The sequence below is a fragment of the Streptomyces sp. NPDC033216 genome, assembly GCF_055577115.1.
Genome location: NZ_JBVIQK010000002.1, coordinates 259,293 through 274,997, shown reverse-complemented (window position 1 = coordinate 274,997; position 15,705 = coordinate 259,293). Strand labels below are relative to the sequence as shown.

Annotated in this window: 14 protein-coding genes; 9 read left to right on the top strand and 5 right to left on the bottom strand. The window is 72.2% G+C overall.

Features of this window, described 5'->3' with window-relative positions; all coding sequences use genetic code 11:
* Positions 1-9: 9 nt before the first annotated feature.
* Positions 10-1,155: an SGNH/GDSL hydrolase family protein gene (locus ACZ5Y0_RS04705; protein ID WP_469127153.1), complete on the bottom strand. Its 1,146-nt coding sequence runs from the start codon at positions 1,153-1,155 to the stop codon at positions 10-12.
* Positions 1,156-1,273: 118 nt separating this feature from the next.
* Between ACZ5Y0_RS04705 and mmpB the strand changes: the two genes are divergently transcribed.
* Together mmpB and ACZ5Y0_RS04695 are read left to right on the top strand one after the other, a co-directional pair.
* Positions 1,274-1,402, top strand: a complete 129-nt coding sequence (gene mmpB / locus ACZ5Y0_RS04700) for a morphogenic membrane protein MmpB (protein ID WP_469127152.1) — start codon at positions 1,274-1,276, stop codon at positions 1,400-1,402.
* A gap of 56 nt (positions 1,403-1,458) precedes the next feature.
* Positions 1,459-2,079, top strand: coding sequence for a Maf family protein (locus ACZ5Y0_RS04695; protein ID WP_469127151.1), 621 nt, complete (start codon positions 1,459-1,461; stop codon positions 2,077-2,079).
* On the opposite strand, the gene ACZ5Y0_RS04690 is transcribed toward ACZ5Y0_RS04695, so the two are convergent.
* On the bottom strand, positions 2,048-2,527 hold the full coding sequence (locus ACZ5Y0_RS04690) for a hypothetical protein (protein WP_469127150.1): 480 nt from the start codon (positions 2,525-2,527) through the stop codon (positions 2,048-2,050). The two genes, ACZ5Y0_RS04695 and ACZ5Y0_RS04690, sit on opposite strands and share 32 nt — an antisense overlap.
* A gap of 372 nt (positions 2,528-2,899) precedes the next feature.
* On the opposite strand from ACZ5Y0_RS04690, the gene ACZ5Y0_RS04685 reads away from it, so the two are divergent.
* Positions 2,900-4,672, top strand: a complete 1,773-nt coding sequence (locus ACZ5Y0_RS04685; protein ID WP_469127149.1) for an acetyl/propionyl/methylcrotonyl-CoA carboxylase subunit alpha — start codon at positions 2,900-2,902, stop codon at positions 4,670-4,672.
* 387 nt (positions 4,673-5,059) lie between these two features.
* On the opposite strand, the gene ACZ5Y0_RS04680 is transcribed toward ACZ5Y0_RS04685, so the two are convergent.
* Positions 5,060-6,025 (bottom strand): DeoR/GlpR family DNA-binding transcription regulator, encoded by a 966-nt coding sequence (locus ACZ5Y0_RS04680; protein ID WP_469127148.1) that lies wholly within the window; start codon positions 6,023-6,025, stop codon positions 5,060-5,062.
* A gap of 178 nt (positions 6,026-6,203) precedes the next feature.
* On the bottom strand, positions 6,204-7,652 hold the full coding sequence (locus tag ACZ5Y0_RS04675) for an NAD(P)H-quinone dehydrogenase (RefSeq protein WP_469127147.1): 1,449 nt from the start codon (positions 7,650-7,652) through the stop codon (positions 6,204-6,206).
* A 117-nt stretch (positions 7,653-7,769) separates the two neighbouring features.
* Here ACZ5Y0_RS04675 and ACZ5Y0_RS04670 point away from each other — a divergent pair, with 117 nt between their 5' ends.
* From ACZ5Y0_RS04670 to ACZ5Y0_RS04660, 3 genes are all read left to right on the top strand, one after another.
* Complete coding sequence (locus ACZ5Y0_RS04670; RefSeq protein ID WP_469127146.1) at positions 7,770-8,207, top strand: gamma-glutamylcyclotransferase family protein; 438 nt, start codon at positions 7,770-7,772, stop codon at positions 8,205-8,207.
* A gap of 109 nt (positions 8,208-8,316) precedes the next feature.
* Positions 8,317-9,141, top strand: coding sequence for a purine-nucleoside phosphorylase (locus tag ACZ5Y0_RS04665; RefSeq protein ID WP_469127145.1), 825 nt, complete (start codon positions 8,317-8,319; stop codon positions 9,139-9,141).
* Positions 9,142-9,386: 245 nt separating this feature from the next.
* Positions 9,387-11,018 carry a phospho-sugar mutase gene (locus ACZ5Y0_RS04660; protein ID WP_469127144.1) on the top strand — a complete coding sequence of 544 codons (1,632 nt, stop codon included), beginning with the start codon at positions 9,387-9,389 and terminating at the stop codon, positions 11,016-11,018.
* Between the two features lie 208 nt (positions 11,019-11,226).
* Here ACZ5Y0_RS04660 and ACZ5Y0_RS04655 read toward each other — a convergent pair whose 3' ends face one another.
* Complete coding sequence (locus ACZ5Y0_RS04655; protein WP_469127143.1) at positions 11,227-11,934, bottom strand: PH domain-containing protein; 708 nt, start codon at positions 11,932-11,934, stop codon at positions 11,227-11,229.
* A gap of 419 nt (positions 11,935-12,353) precedes the next feature.
* Between ACZ5Y0_RS04655 and deoC the strand changes: the two genes are divergently transcribed.
* Genes deoC through ACZ5Y0_RS04640 form a run of 3 tightly spaced genes read left to right on the top strand, consistent with a single transcriptional unit; the run spans position 12,354 to position 15,653 of the window.
* Positions 12,354-13,316 (top strand): deoxyribose-phosphate aldolase, encoded by a 963-nt coding sequence (gene deoC / locus ACZ5Y0_RS04650; protein WP_469127506.1) that lies wholly within the window; start codon positions 12,354-12,356, stop codon positions 13,314-13,316.
* A 5-nt stretch (positions 13,317-13,321) separates the two neighbouring features.
* Positions 13,322-14,758 carry an aldehyde dehydrogenase family protein gene (locus ACZ5Y0_RS04645; RefSeq protein ID WP_469127142.1) on the top strand — a complete coding sequence of 479 codons (1,437 nt, stop codon included), beginning with the start codon at positions 13,322-13,324 and terminating at the stop codon, positions 14,756-14,758.
* Positions 14,751-15,653, top strand: coding sequence for an aldehyde dehydrogenase family protein (locus tag ACZ5Y0_RS04640; protein ID WP_469127141.1), 903 nt, complete (start codon positions 14,751-14,753; stop codon positions 15,651-15,653). The genes ACZ5Y0_RS04645 and ACZ5Y0_RS04640 overlap by 8 nt, the downstream gene beginning before the upstream one ends.
* Positions 15,654-15,705 lie beyond the last annotated feature (52 nt).

Below are 15,705 nucleotides of genomic sequence, written 5' to 3'. Positions count from 1 at the left end.
ACCCGCCCGTCACAGAAGGGCGGCCACGGCTTCGGCCATCACCGCGTACCCCGCGTCGTCGGGGTGCAGGTGGTCGCCGGAGTCGTACGCGGGGTGCAGCCGGTCCGGGTCCGCCGGATCGGCCAGCGCTCGGCGCAGGTCCACGACCGCGTCGTACGCGCCGGAGCAGCGCACCCATTCGTCCACCTCGTGGCTCACCTCGGCCGCGTGCCCGCCCCAGTGGTCCGAGCCCCCGAACGGCAGCAGGGTCGCCCCGATCACCCGCAGGCCCCGCCCGCGTGCCTGCCGTATCAGCTCCCGGTGCCCGGCGATCAGCTCGTCCGCCTCCACCACCGGTGCGGGCTTGTACGTCGGCTGCTCGTCCGTCTCGCCGAAGCCGATGTCGTTGAGGCCGAGGAGCACCACGAGGGTGTCCACGCCCGACTGCTCCAGCACGTCGCGGCGCAGCCGGTGCAGGGCCTTCTCTCCGTACCAGGCGGAGTCGTTGAGCAGCAGGTTCCCGCCGATCCCCGCGTTGAGGACGGGGCGTCCGGTGCGCCGGGCCAGTTGGTCGGACCAGCGCCGGTCGGCGCCGGGTGTCGAGCCGAAGCCGTCGGTGAGGGAGTCGCCGATGAGGGCGATGCCGTCCGCCCGGCCGTCGTCGGTCTCGACGGCGGTGAGGAAGTACCAGGACTGGCTGCTCGCGTCGAAGGCCTCCCCGTCCACGTCCACCGAGAGGTCGCCCTCCCCTCGGTAGCTGGTCGTGAAGGCCTGCGCGTGGAAGGTGGCGGGGCCGGTGACGGTGTCGAAGTGCAGGGTCAGCGTCAGCGCCTGTCCAGCGGCCACGTCGAGCGGGGCCGGGTCGCTGAGCAGGTGGCCGCGGGCCGGGATCGCCGTGCGCCCCGAGCCCCCGAAGGTGAGGCGGGTGACGGAGTCCGCCTCGACGGCGGGGCCCCCGGCCGGGCGGGCCAGGGTGGCGGCGGCGATACGGACCGGGGAGGTGCCGTAGGCGTTCGACAGCCGGATCCGCACCCGGCCACCGCCGGCCGTCAGCCGGACGGTCTGGCGCACGGACTGGCGCCAGAAGCCTTCGCGGGACCAGTTGGGGGTGAAGCCCTCGCTGGGCGACTGGGGCGGGGCGGTCCAGGCGGTGGTGAAGACGTGCGGGGTGAACACGGACAGGTCCTTTCGGCGGCCGACACAGCGAACACCTTAATGAAACCACAGTCCCGTTTATGCAAGTTGAGTACGCGTACTCAGGCGGCCGCCACCGCCTCGCCGCAGGCTGGATCGCATGCTGTGGTCCGACCCCGAGAACGAGCCGCCCGAGGAAATGCGGGACACGCAGGAGATGTTGCGGCGGCTCGGGCTCCTCATGGCGCTGGCCATGGTGCTCGCGATGATCGTCATCGGCGTGAGGTGAAGTGACCCCGGGGCGACCCGGATGAACGCGGCGCGGCACGCCGATACGCTGACCGCATGACCGATCAGCCGCGCCGTCGTCTCGTGCTCGCCTCCCAGTCCCCCGCCCGGCTGGGCCTGCTGCGCCAGGCAGGACTCGACCCGGAGGTGATCGTCAGCGGAGTCGACGAGGACGCCGTGACCGCCCCCACCCCCGCCGAACTGGCGCTCGCCCTGGCCGAGGCCAAGGCCTCCGTCGTGGCCGCGAAACCCGAGGTCAAGGGCGCGCTGGTGATCGGCTGCGACTCCGTCCTCGACCTGGACGGCCAGGCCCTCGGAAAGCCCGCGGACGCCGAGGAGGCCACCGCCCGCTGGAAGTCGATGCGCGGCCGCGCGGGCACCCTCCAGACCGGGCACTGCGTCTACGACACCGCCACGGGGCGCTACACCTCCGGCGTGGGCTCCACCGTGGTCCGCTTCGGCGAGCCCACCGACGAGGAGATCGCGGTGTACGTCGCCTCCGGCGAACCGCTCCACGTCGCCGGGGCGTTCACCCTGGACGGCCGCTCGGCGCCGTTCATCGACGGCATCGACGGCGACCATGGCAACGTGATCGGCCTCAGCCTGCCGCTCGTACGCCGCCTGCTGGCCCGACTGGGCGTGGGTATCACCCAGTTGTGGGCGCCGGCGGACCGCTGACCGGGGCGGGCCCCTCGCCCCTGGGCCCCGGGTCGCCGGGTTCGGCGGCGGGCCCCTCGTGACGGTCGTACGTCATCAGCAGCAGCACGATGAGCGCGAGCACGACGACCATGAACAGGAACGCGGGCCAGCCCACCAGCCCCCACGCGGCGGCACCCAGCAGCCCGTGCACGACGGCGGCGCTGATCAGCAGGACGCGGCCGACGCCGGCCGGCGGTCGGTCGCGGACCGCCACCAGCACGGCGACCAGCCCGCAGAAGGCGAAGTAGAGGCCGAAGACGATCCCGCCGACCTTCGACGACGTCGACATCATGTCGGGGTCCAGACCCGCGAGGGACATGTCCTGTCGGTCGACGACGATCCCGAGGAACCAGTTCAGCGCGGCGACACCGAGCGCCTCGAGGAGCAGCACGACCGCCACGACCACTGCCACCGGTCTGCGCACCACCGGTCCACCCACTTTCGACCCGGCCCGCACGGGACCACTGTTACCCCAAGTACGTTCGAGACGCCACGAACGCTACTAACGGGTAAACCCGGGGACAAGGGTTCTGTCGAGGGCAAAGAATCATTGGGCCATTCGTAGGGACTCCACAAAGAAACGGAGTGGGCCGCAGCACGTGCTCACAGAGACCTTGGCCACAGTGGAGGACTAGGGTTTCGCGGAGGAGTGCTGCGTACGGCGGTACTGCAAGGGAATTTCGCTGTCGAGTGAGCCTGGCATCACGCTGTGTGTGGGCAAGCTCACCTCTGGGGACGGGTCGATGAGTCGTGTCGGCAGTCCCTAAACTCGGCTTGTTTCAAGGAGGGAGCCTCAATCGTGCGCAAGGTGCTCATCGCCAACCGTGGCGAAATCGCAGTCCGCGTGGCCCGGGCCTGCCGGGATGCCGGTATCGCAAGCGTCGCCGTGTACGCCGAACCGGACCGGGACGCTCTGCATGTCCGCGCCGCGGATGAGGCGTTCGCCCTGGGCGGTGACACTCCGGGCACCAGCTACCTCGACATCGAGAAGGTGTTGAACGCCGCCCGCGAGTCGGGGGCGGACGCGATCCATCCCGGATACGGCTTCCTCTCGGAGAACGCCGAGTTCGCCCAGGCCGTCCTGGACGCGGGCCTCATCTGGATCGGCCCGCCGCCGCAGGCCATCCGCGACCTCGGCGACAAGGTCGCCGCCCGGCACATCGCGCAGCGCGCCGGCGCGCCGCTGGTGGCGGGCACGCCGGACCCGGTGTCGGGCGCCGACGAGGTCGTCGCCTTCGCCGAGGAGCACGGCCTGCCCATCGCGATCAAGGCCGCCTTCGGTGGCGGCGGACGCGGCCTGAAGGTGGCCCGCACCCTCGAAGAGGTGCCCGAGCTGTACGACTCCGCGGTCCGCGAGGCCGTCGCCGCCTTCGGCCGCGGCGAGTGCTTCGTCGAGCGCTACCTCGACAAGCCGCGGCACGTCGAGACCCAGTGCCTGGCCGACCGGCACGGCAACGTGGTCGTCGTCTCCACCCGCGACTGCTCCCTCCAGCGCCGGCACCAGAAGCTGGTCGAGGAGGCCCCGGCGCCGTTCCTCTCCGAGGAGCAGGTCGCCGAGCTGTACTCCTCCTCGAAGGCCATCCTCAAGGAGGCCGGCTACGTCGGCGCCGGCACTGTCGAGTTCCTCGTCGGCGTCGACGGCACGATCTCCTTCCTGGAGGTCAACACCCGCCTCCAGGTCGAGCACCCGGTCACCGAGGAGGTCTCCGGCATCGACCTGGTGCGCGAGATGTTCCGCATCGCCGACGGCGAGGAACTCGGCTACGACGACCCGCCGTTGCGCGGTCACTCCTTCGAGTTCCGCATCAACGGCGAGGACCCGGGCCGCAACTTCCTCCCCGCCCCCGGCACCGTCACCACGTTCGACGCGCCGTCCGGACCGGGTGTGCGTCTGGACGCGGGCGTGGAGTCCGGCAGCGTGATCGGTCCGGCCTGGGACTCCCTGCTGGCCAAGCTGATCGTCACCGGCCGCACCCGCAAGGAGGCCCTCCAGCGGGCCGCCCGCGCCCTGGCGGAGTTCCAGGTCGAGGGCATGGCCACCGCCATCCCCTTCCACCGCGCGGTGGTGAAGGACCCGGCGTTCGCCCCGGAGCTGACCGGCTCCACCGACCCGTTCACGGTCCACACCCGCTGGATCGAGACCGAGTTCGTCAACGACATCAAGCCCTTCGCCGCGCCCGCGGACACCGAGGCCGACGAGGAAGCGGGCCGCGAGACCGTCGTCGTCGAGGTCGGCGGCAAGCGCCTGGAGGTCTCCCTCCCGGTCTCGCTCGGCATGTCCCTGGCCCGAACCGGCCTCGCGGCCGGCGCCAAGCCCAAGCGCCGCGCCGCCAAGAAGTCCGGCCCCGTCGCCTCCGGCGACACCCTCACCTCGCCGATGCAGGGCACGATCGTCAAGATCGCGGTCGAGGAGGGCCAGGAGGTCAAGGAGGGCGACCTGATCGTCGTCCTGGAAGCCATGAAGATGGAACAGCCCCTCAACGCCCACCGCTCCGGCACCATCAAGGGCCTCTCCGCAGAGGTCGGCGCCTCGATCACCTCGGGCGCCCCCATCTGCGAGATCAAGGACTGACCCGAACAGCACGCTCAGGTTCCCCGCGCCCGCGAGACGGGCGCGGGGTTCTGTCGTCGTACGGGACAGCGGGGGAGCACGCCAGGCGCGGGCACGGGGCTCGTGAGCTGCCCAAAGGGGCACGCAGCCCGCTGGAACGAGGGGCGCGGAGCGTGCATCGATCCGCGGCTCCGCCGCACGGGCCGGCCCGGCAGCTGGACGCCCTCGCCGATCGCCCCACGGCACCCCTGCCCACCAGGGGCGTGGGGCACTGCGCGGCCGGCCCCGGCGGACCGGCACCCGCGCACGCACCCCCACCGCCTGTCGGCGACTGCGACAAGGCGCCTGGCCAGGCACCTGTCGTTCCGGCGCGGGCACGGGCGTCGCCGCCGGCGCCGACGTGGCGTCCTACCGACGCCGCATGTCCGCGACCCGCGCCCGCTCCGCCCCCGGCACCTGCTCACCGAGGACCGGGGCCGCCCGCAACCCCGCCACGCCGGGCGTGGGCACCTGCCCCCGCCGTGGTGCCGGCAAGGGAACGTCCCGACGCTGCTGCCGCCGCGCCGGGACCGGCTCACCCCCCGGACTCCCGGCCGCCCCCGCCACGGCGATCTGCACCCCCTGGTCGGCGAGGGCCTGGAGTTCGGTGCCGGCCCGGTCGTCGTGCGTCGGCGGCTCGTCGGTCACCAGGCGGGTGATGACGTCCGTCGGCACGGTCTGGAACATGGTGTCGGTGCCGAGTTTGGTGTGGTCGGCGAGGACGACGACCTCGGCGGCGGCCTGGACGAGGGCCCGGTCGACCGACGCCGAGAGCATGTTGGACGTGGACAGACCGCGCTCGGCGGTGAGTCCGCTTCCGGACAGGAAGGCGCGGGAGACCCGCAGTCCCTGGAGGGACTGTTCGGCCCCGCTGCCCACGAGGGCGTAGTTGGAACCGCGCAGGGTGCCACCGGTCATCACGACCTCCACGCGGTTGGCGTGCGCCAACGCCTGGGCCACCAGCAGGGAGTTGGTGACGACGGTGAGGCCGGGGATCCGGGCGAGCCGACGCGCCAGTTCCTGGGTGGTGGTTCCCGCTCCGACCACGATGGCCTCACCCTCTTCGACGAAGGTGGCGGCGAGGTCGGCGATGGCGGTCTTCTCGGCGGTCGCGAGATGGGATTTCTGCGGGAAGCCGGACTCGCGGGTGAAACCGCCCGGCAGTACCGCACCGCCGTGCCGGCGGTCGAGGAGTCCTTCTGCCTCCAGTGCCCGCACGTCCCGTCGTACGGTCACTTCGGAGGTCTGGACGACGCGGGCGAGTTCGCGGAGCGACACGGCTCCGTTGGCTCGCACCATTTCGAGGATCAATTGGCGACGTTCTGCAGCGAACACGAAACTGACAGTAACGCGGGCGACCGTCTGCTTTCAGCTCTTTGCGCCGAATAACAGAAGTTGTTCGCACAGCAGCACACGAAGTGGTATAGGACCCTCATCACCCCGCGTATGCCCCCCCGTACGGCCGGGACTCCCCGTCACCAGCGGGGAGTTCGCCTCGGCCGCCCGGACGGGACTACGCGTCGCCGCCCGTCTTCCGGGTGTGCAACTGCCGTGCCACTTCGGCGATCGAGCCCGAAAGGGACGGGTACACCGTGAAGGCGTTCGCGATCTGTTCGACCGTCAGATTGTTGTCGACGGCGATCGAGATGGGGTGGATGAGTTCCGAGGCGCGCGGCGCCACGACGACACCGCCGACGACGATCTCCGTACCCGGCCGGCAGAAGATCTTGACGAAGCCGTCGCGGATGCCCTGCATCTTGGCGCGCGGGTTGCGCAGCAACGGCAGCTTCAGCACGCGGGCGTCGATCTTGCCGCCGTCGACGTCGGCCTGGGTGTAGCCGACGGTGGCGATCTCGGGGTCGGTGAAGACGTTGGAGGAGACGGTCTTCAGGTTGAGCGGGGCCACCGCGTCGCCGAGGAAGTGGTACATGGCGATACGGCCCTGCATGGCGGCGACGGAGGCGAGGGCGAAGACGCCGGTCACGTCACCGGCGGCGTACACGCCGGGGGCGGTGGTGCGGGAGACCCTGTCGGTCCAGATGTGGCCGGACTCGCGGACCCTGACGCCCGCCTCCTCCAGGCCGAGTCCCGCGCTGTTGGGGACGGCGCCCACGGCCATCAGACAGTGCGAGCCGGTGATGACCCGGCCGTCGGCGAGGGTGACCTCGACGCGGTCGCCGACGCGCTTGGCGGACTGGGCGCGCGAGCGGGCCATCACGTTCATGCCGCGGCGGCGGAAGACGTCCTCCAGGACGGCGGCGGCGTCGGGGTCCTCACCCGGCAGCACGCGGTCGCGGGAGGAGACGAGGGTGACCTTGGAGCCCAGGGCCTGGTAGGCGCCGGCGAACTCGGCGCCGGTGACACCCGAGCCGACCACGATGAGTTCTTCGGGCAGTTCGCGCAGGTCGTAGACCTGGGTCCAGTTGAGGATGCGCTCGCCGTCGGGCTGGGCGTCGGGCAGCTCGCGGGGGTGTCCGCCGGTGGCGAGGAGGACGGCGTCGGCGGTGAGGGTCTCCTCGGTGCCGTCGGCGGCGGTGACGACGACCTGGCGGGAGCCGTCGAGGGCCTGCATGCCCTTGAGCCGGCCTCGGCCGCGCAGGACGCGGGCGCCGGCCCGGGTGACGGAGGCGGTGATGTCGTGGGACTGGGCGAGCGCGAGCCGCTTGACACGCCGGTTGACCTTGTCGAGGTCCACGCCGACCACCCGGGCCGACTGCTCCAGCGGCGGGGTGTCGTCGGCGACGATGATGCCCAGTTCCTCGTAGGAGGAGTCGAAGGTCGTCATCACCTCCGCCGTGGCGATCAGGGTCTTCGACGGCACGCAGTCGGTCAGCACCGACGCCCCGCCCAGACCGTCGCAGTCGACGACGGTCACCTCCGCGCCGAGCTGGGCGGCCACCAGGGCCGCCTCGTATCCGCCGGGTCCGCCACCGATGATCACGATCCGAGTCACGTACTCCATTGTCCCGCACGGGCCGGGGTGCTACTTCCCCGGGGGGCGGGCGGAAGCTACGCCTGTTGCGGGAGGGACGCCGCGCGACGGCGGTGGCGTGCGGACCGGCTGCCGTAGTCTCGTCCCATGTCGCTCTACGCCGCGTACGCCGGCAACCTCGACGCGCGGCTGATGTCCCGCCGCGCTCCGCACTCGCCGTTGCGCGCCACCGGCTGGCTGAACGGGTGGCGGCTGACGTTCGGGGGCGAGCAGCTGGGCTGGGAGGGCGCGCTCGCGACCCTCGTGGAGGATCCCCTCTCCCAGGTCTTCGTCGCGCTGTACGACCTGGCGCCGCCGGACGAGGAGTCGCTGGACCGGTGGGAGGGCGTGGGCCTCGGCATCTACCGCCGGATGCGGGTGCGGGTGCACACCCTGGAGGGCGAGGAGCAGGGCTGGGTGTACATCCTCAACGGCTACGAGGGCGGGCTGCCCTCCGCCCGTTACCTGGGCGAGGTCGCCGACGCGGCGGAGTCGGCCGGCGCACCGCACGACTACGTGATGGAGCTGCGCAAACGCCCCTGCTGAGGCCTCGGTCCCTTTCGTCCCCTCCCTGTCGGAAACGACAAGACAACGATCGCCATCCCGTGGGCTCTGTCATCTACGCGCGTAGGCCGAGACCGGATACCCTCGTCGCGTGAACGCATCTCTTCTCCCGGACGACATCCAGGGCGACCCCCACGCCGCCGCCGACGCCGCAGCCGCGCGCCTGCGCGAACTGACGGGCGCCGAGACCCACGACGTCGCCCTCGTGATGGGCTCCGGCTGGGCACCGGCCGTGGACGCCCTGGGCGCTCCCGACGCCGAGTTCGAGGTCACCGAGCTGCCCGGATTCCCGCCGCCGGCGGTCGAGGGCCACGGTGGCAAGATCCGCTCGTACCGGGTCGGCGAGAAGCGCGCCCTGGTGTTCCTGGGCCGCACGCACTACTACGAGGGCCGCGGCGTGGCCGCCGTCGCCCACGGCGTCCGTACGGCGGTGGCGGCCGGCAGCAAGACGATCGTGCTGACCAACGGCTGCGGGGGGCTGCGCGAGGGTATGCGGCCCGGTCAGCCGGTACTGATCAGCGACCACATCAACCTCACGGCCACCTCCCCGATCATCGGCGCGAACTTCGTCGACCTGACGGACCTGTACTCGCCGCGCCTGCGGGCGCTGTGCAAGGAGATCGACGCCACGCTGGAGGAAGGCGTCTACGCCCAGTTCCCCGGCCCGCACTACGAGACGCCGGCCGAGATCCGGATGGCCCGGGTGATCGGGGCGGACCTCGTCGGCATGTCGACGGTGCTGGAGGCCATCGCGGCGCGGGAGGCCGGGGCCGAGGTGCTCGGCATCTCCCTCGTGACCAACCTCGCCGCGGGCATGACCGGCGAGCCGCTGAACCACGAGGAGGTCCTCCAGGCCGGCCGCGACTCCGCGACCCGCATGGGCGCCCTGCTGACCCAGGTCCTCGACCGCCTGTAGGACCCCGCCAGGGGGTCCGCCCCCTGGCCCCCCTCCTACGCCCCCGCCCCGTCCCGACCGGGCGAGCCGAGAAGCGCCGTGCGGACGTCTCAGCCCGTCCTCGCGCTCCCCCGCCCTCCGGGGGAGCGCGAGGACGAGCCCCGTGCAGGTCCGGCCCTGGGGCCGGAGGCCCAGCCCCAGGGCCGGGTCGGGAAGGGGCGGCGGGGGCGAGACAACTCACGTACGACTCGAGAGGTTGACCACCCGTGCACGACGACCTGACCGCTCGCGCCCGCACCTGGCTCGCCGAGGACCCCGACCCCGAGACCCGCGAGGAACTCGCGGCGCTCCTCACCGCCGGGGACGTCACCGAACTCACCGCCCGGTTCGCCGGCACCCTCCAGTTCGGCACCGCCGGCCTGAGAGGCGAACTCGGCGCCGGCCCGATGCGCATGAACCGCGCCGTCGTGATCCGCGCCGCCGCCGGTCTCGCCGCGTACCTCCGCGGGCAGGGCAGCCACGACGGACTCGTCGTCATCGGCTACGACGCCCGCCACAAGTCGGAGGCCTTCGCCCGTGACACGGCGGCTGTGATGACGGGCGCGGGCCTGCGCGCGGCGGTCCTCCCCCGCCCCCTGCCGACGCCGGTCCTGGCGTACGCCATAAGGCATCTGGGCGCGGTGGCCGGCGTGGAGGTCACCGCCAGCCACAACCCGCCCCGCGACAACGGCTACAAGGTCTACCTGGGCGACGGTTCGCAGATCGTCCCGCCCGCCGACGCGGAGATCGCCGCCGAGATCGACGCGATCCGCTCGCTGGCCGACGTGCCCCGCCCGGACAGCGGCTGGGAGGTCCTGGACGACTCCGTCCTCGACGCCTACCTGGCCCGTACGGACGCGGTCCTCGCCGCCGGCTCCCCCCGCACCGCCCGCACCGTCTACACGGCGATGCACGGCGTCGGCAAGGACGTGCTGCTGGCCGCCTTCGCCCGCGCGGGGTTCCCCGAGCCGGTCCTGGTCACCGAGCAGGCCGAGCCGGACCCGGAGTTCCCGACCGTCGCGTTCCCCAACCCGGAGGAGCCCGGCGCGATGGACCTCGCGTTCGCCAAGGCCCGCGAGACGGACCCGGACCTGGTCATCGCCAACGACCCGGACGCCGACCGGTGTGCCGTGGCCGTCAGGGACGGCGAGGGGTGGCGGATGCTGCGCGGCGACGAGGTCGGCGCCCTGCTCGCCGCGCATCTGGTCAGCCGTGGAGCGCGCGGGACGTTCGCCGAGTCGATCGTGTCCTCCTCCCTCCTCGGCCGGATCGCCGAGAAGGCCGGACTGCCGTACGAGGAGACCCTCACCGGCTTCAAGTGGATCGCCCGGGTCGACGGCCTGCGCTACGGCTACGAGGAGGCCCTCGGCTACTGCGTCGATCCCGAGGGTGTGCGCGACAAGGACGGCATCACCGCCGCCCTGCTCGTGACCGAGCTGGCGTCGGAGCTGAAGGAGCGGGGCCGCACGCTCCTCGACCTGCTCGACGACCTCGCCGTCGAGCACGGGTTGCACGCCACCGACCAGTTGTCGGTGCGGGTGGAGGACCTGACGGTCATCGCCCGTGCGATGCAGCGGCTGCGCGAGAAGCCCCCGACCGAGCTGGCCGGGCTGGCGATCACGCGCGCCGAGGACCTCACCCTGGGCACGGACAAGCTGCCGCCGACCGACGGGCTGCGCTACACGCTCGACGGCGCCCGCGTGGTGGTGCGGCCCAGCGGCACCGAGCCGAAGCTGAAGTGCTACCTGGAGGTCGTGGTGCCGGTCGGCTCGTCCGACGGTCTCCCGGCGGCCCGCGCCCGCGCGGCCGAACTGCTCGCGGCCGTGAAGCGGGACCTGTCGGCGGCGGCCGGCATCTGACCCGTACGGAAGGGGTGCCACCGGGCGGTGGCACCCCTTCGGGCGATCACGCGGACCGCCGCCACACCCTCGCCCCCTGCATGGCCCCGGCCCATCCGAACACCACACACCGACCCCGCAGGCCGGCCACGGTGAGCCACCGCACCGCCCCCGCCGCCCGACACCGGACCACCCGCCCGACGCCCTCAGCCACGCGGAGTACCGGAGGTCACCCCACGGCCACCAGGATCGCCAGCAGCAGCGCTCCCGCGGCGGCCGGCCCGATGACCTCCCAGGCCCACCGCACGGTCACCTCACCCTGCGCGGCCTCCTCCTTCTGCCGTACCTCCCACAGATTCCGCAGCTCGTCCATGGTCCTGTCGGACTCGGCCCGCGCGGGCCCTCCGGGGACGTCCACACCCCCGTGCGAGGACAGGCCGCCCCCGAAACCGGCGGGCCCCCCGAAGCCACCGCGCCTGCGGCGCGGCCGCCCGTCGCGCTCGGCGGCCTGGTCCGCGGCGAGGCGGTCCTGCTGCCGGGCGGCCCGCTTGCGCGCTCGCAGCGAGACCGGGATCGACCACAGCTGGAACTTCTGTCCGGACTCGGCGACGACCTCGTTGGAGTACGCCGACCGCAGCGAGGCGACCTGCCCCCAGGGCAGCACGACCACCCGGAACGGGTTGCGGACCCGCAGCCGGTCGTCACCGGCGAACACGGCCGGCCGCAGTGTGAAGGCGACGACCAACGGCACCAGCAGGATCAGCGCGGCGAGCGCCAGCCAGGGCGTCCGCCCCTCTCCCGCCACGATGGCGTCGATCCCCAGCCAGCCGACCAGGCCGAGCAGCAGCACCCCACCGGCCATCCCCGCGGGCGACCGGTACACCCGGTCCTTGATCCCGGCCCCCGGCACAGACCCCTGCTCATCCGAACTCGTCATACCCCCGATTCTGCCCGACCCCCGAGACCCCCTCCGCCGACGCCCCCGCTCGCGCCCGTCCGCCGCCGTCCACGGGCACCCGTACCGCCCGACCTGCGGCCACGCCCGGCCGCCGCGGGTCCGCCGCCACGCCCCACCCGCCGCCGTCCACGGGCGGGCGTGCGCCCGGCCTTCGCCCCACTGCCCCGCCGCCGTCCGCGAGCCCCGTGTGCCGCCTGGGGCGGCCCCGGGGGGCGCTGGGCCTCCGCTCCCGACCGGAGCCCGGAGGGGGAACCTCCAGCTAGTGCCCCCGAGCCCCAGCCGCCGACCGCGGACGGCTCCGGCCGCCCCGCACAGCCTCTGGCCCACCGCTCCCTCCTCGGAACCCCGACCGAGGGCTGTACACCCGCTACGCGCGTAGATATGCTCGTCTGGTGAGCATGCCCACCAACGCACCCACCGCAGCAACCCCCCTCCCGGACGTCGCCACGTCCGACACCACGCTGCGCCGCTTCCTCCACGGGCTCCCCGGCGTCGACACGGTCGGCCTGGAGGCGCGCGCCGCAGCCCTCGGCACCCGTTCCATCAAGACGACCGCGAAGGCGTACGCCATCGACCTCGCCATCTCGATGGTCGACCTGACGACGCTGGAAGGCGCGGACACCCCGGGCAAGGTCCGGGCGCTCGGCGTGAAGGCGGTCCACCCCGACCCGACCGACCGCGAAACCCCGTCGACCGCCGCGGTCTGCGTGTACCCGGACATGGTCGCCACCGCGAAGGCGGCCGTAGCCGGCTCGTCCGTCAAGGTCGCCTCGGTCGCCACCGCGTTCCCGGCGGGGCGCGCCGCCCTCGGCGTGAAGCTGGCGGACGTGCGTGACGCCGTCGCCGCCGGCGCCGACGAGATCGACATGGTCATCGACCGCGGGGCGTTCCTCGCGGGCAAGTACCTGAAGGTGTACGACGAGATCACCGCCGTGAAGGAGGCCTGCGGCACGAGCGCCCGCCTGAAGGTCATCTTCGAGACGGGCGAGCTGTCGACGTACGACAACATCCGCCGGGCCAGCTGGCTCGGCATGCTCGCCGGTGCCGACTTCATCAAGACGTCCACCGGCAAGGTCGCGGTGAACGCGACGCCCGCGAACACCCTTCTGATGCTGGAGGCCGTCCGCGACTTCCGCGCGCAGACCGGCGTACAGGTCGGTGTGAAGCCGGCCGGCGGCATCCGCACGACGAAGGACGCCATCAAGTTCCTGGTCCTGGTCAACGAGACCGCGGGCGAGGACTGGCTGGACAACCACTGGTTCCGCTTCGGCGCCTCCTCGCTGCTGAACGACCTGCTGATGCAGCGTCAGAAGCTGGCCACCGGCCGCTACTCCGGCCCCGACTACGTGACGGTGGACTGATCACCATGGCTTCTCTGTTCGAGTACGCACCGGCGCCCGAGTCCCGCTCGGTCGTCGACATCGCGCCCTCCTACGGCCTGTTCATCGACGGCGAGTTCGCCGAGGCCGCCGAGGGCAAGGTCTTCAAGACGGTGTCCCCGTCGACCGAGGAGGTCCTGTCGGAGATCGCCCGGGCCGGCGTCGAGGACGTCGACCGCGCCGTACGGGCGGCCCGCAAGGCGTTCGAGAAGTGGTCGGCGCTGCCCGGCTCGGAACGCGCGAAGTACCTGTTCCGCATCGCCCGGATCATCCAGGAGCGCAGCCGCGAGCTGGCCGTTCTGGAGACGCTGGACAACGGCAAGCCCATCAGGGAGACCCGCGACGCGGACCTCCCCCTGGTCGCCGCGCACTTCTTCTACTACGCGGGCTGGGCCGACAAGCTCGACCACGCCGGCTTCGGCGCGAACCCCAGGCCTCTCGGCGTGGCCGGCCAGGTCATCCCCTGGAACTTCCCCCTGCTGATGCTCGCGTGGAAGATCGCCCCGGCACTGGCGACGGGCAACACGGTGGTCCTCAAGCCCGCCGAGACGACCCCCCTGTCGGCTCTCTTCTTCGCGGACATCTGCCGCCAGGCGGGCCTGCCCAGGGGCGTCGTCAACATCCTTCCCGGCTATGGCGAGGCGGGCGCCGCGCTGGTCGCGCACCCGGACGTGAACAAGGTCGCCTTCACCGGCTCCACGGCCGTCGGCAAGGAGATCGCGAGGACGGTCGCGGGCACCCGGAAGAAGCTCACGCTCGAACTGGGCGGCAAGGGCGCGAACATCGTCTTCGACGACGCCCCGATCGACCAGGCCGTCGAGGGCATCGTCAACGGCATCTTCTTCAATCAGGGCCAGGTCTGCTGCGCGGGCTCGCGCCTGCTCGTGCAGGAGTCGATCCACGACGAGCTGCTGGACTCCCTGAAGCGCCGGCTCTCCACCCTGCGCCTGGGCGATCCGCTGGACAAGAACACCGACATCGGCGCGATCAACTCCGCCGAGCAGCTCGCGCGCATCTCCTCACTGGTGGAGCGGGGCGAGGCGGAGGGCGCCGACCGGTGGTCCCCGGAGTGCGAGCTCCCCGCCTCCGGCTACTGGTTCGCCCCGACGCTGTTCACCAACGTCACCCAGGCGCACACCGTGGCCCGCGACGAGATCTTCGGTCCGGTCCTGTCGGTCCTCACCTTCCGTACCCCGGACGAGGCCGTCGCCAAGGCCAACAACACGCCGTACGGCCTGTCGGCGGGCATCTGGACGGAGAAGGGCTCCCGCATCCTCGCGGTGGCGAACAAGCTCCGGGCCGGTGTCGTCTGGTCCAACACGTTCAACAAGTTCGACCCGACCTCGCCCTTCGGCGGTTACAAGGAGTCGGGCTTCGGCCGCGAGGGCGGCCGCCACGGCCTGGAGGCGTACCTCGATGTCTGAGAAGTCCGAGCAGCAGCGTCTGAGCGTCTTCAAGACCTACAAGCTGTACGTCGGCGGGAAGTTCCCGCGTTCCGAGAGCGGCCGGGTGTACGAGGTGACCGACTCGAAGGGCAAGTGGCTGGCGAACGCGCCGCTCTCCTCCCGCAAGGACGCCCGTGACGCGGTCGTGGCCGCGCGCAAGGCGTTCGGCGCGTGGTCCGGCGCGACGGCCTACAACCGGGGCCAGATCCTCTACCGCGTCGCCGAGATGCTGGAGGGCCGCAGGAGCCAGTTCGTCCACGAGGTCGCGGACGCCGAGGGCCTGTCGAAGTCGAAGGCCAACGAGCTGGTCGAGGCCACGATCGACCGCTGGGTCTGGTACGCGGGCTGGACCGACAAGATCGCCCAGGTCGTGGGCGGCGGCAACCCGGTGGCGGGCCCTTACTTCAACCTGTCCTCTCCGGAGCCGACGGGCGTCGTCACGATCCTCGCCCCGCAGGAGTCGTCGTTCCTGGGCCTGGTCTCGGTGGTCGCCCCCGTGATCGCCACGGGCAACACGGCGATCGTGATCGCGAGCGAGAAGTCCCCGCTCCCGGCCCTGTCCCTGGGTGAGGTCCTGGCCACCTCCGACCTGCCCGGCGGCGTGGTGAACGTCCTGTCGGGCCGCACCGCGGAGATCGCGGCGCCCCTGGCCGCCCACCAGGACGTCAACGCCATCGACCTGGCCGGCGCCGACGAGGTGCTGGCGAAGGAACTGGAGATCGCGGCGGCCGACAACCTCAAGCGCGTTCTTCGTCCACAGCCTGTGGACGACTGGCGGGCGATGCCCGGCATCGACCGCTTGACGGCGTTCCTGGAGACCAAGACGGTCTGGCACCCGACGGGTTCGCTGGGCGCGTCCGGCTCGTCCTACTGAGCCGTCCCGACGAGCCGGAGGGTCGCGGCCTCCCCCCGTCCGGGGCGGCCGC

Bases quoted from the DNA above. Each gene is read 5' to 3' on its own strand.
- ACZ5Y0_RS04655 (WP_469127143.1), bottom strand. From the start codon at position 11,934: ATGACGAGTTCGGATGAGCAGGGGTCTGTGCCGGGGGCCGGGATCAAG.
- mmpB (WP_469127152.1), top strand. From the start codon at position 1,274: ATGCTGTGGTCCGACCCCGAGAACGAGCCGCCCGAGGAAATGCGGGAC.
- ACZ5Y0_RS04675 (WP_469127147.1), bottom strand. From the start codon at position 7,652: ATGGAGTACGTGACTCGGATCGTGATCATCGGTGGCGGACCCGGCGGA.
- deoC (WP_469127506.1), top strand. From the start codon at position 12,354: ATGCCCACCAACGCACCCACCGCAGCAACCCCCCTCCCGGACGTCGCC.
- ACZ5Y0_RS04645 (WP_469127142.1), top strand. From the start codon at position 13,322: ATGGCTTCTCTGTTCGAGTACGCACCGGCGCCCGAGTCCCGCTCGGTC.
- ACZ5Y0_RS04640 (WP_469127141.1), top strand. From the start codon at position 14,751: ATGTCTGAGAAGTCCGAGCAGCAGCGTCTGAGCGTCTTCAAGACCTAC.
- ACZ5Y0_RS04695 (WP_469127151.1), top strand. From the start codon at position 1,459: ATGACCGATCAGCCGCGCCGTCGTCTCGTGCTCGCCTCCCAGTCCCCC.
- ACZ5Y0_RS04670 (WP_469127146.1), top strand. From the start codon at position 7,770: ATGTCGCTCTACGCCGCGTACGCCGGCAACCTCGACGCGCGGCTGATG.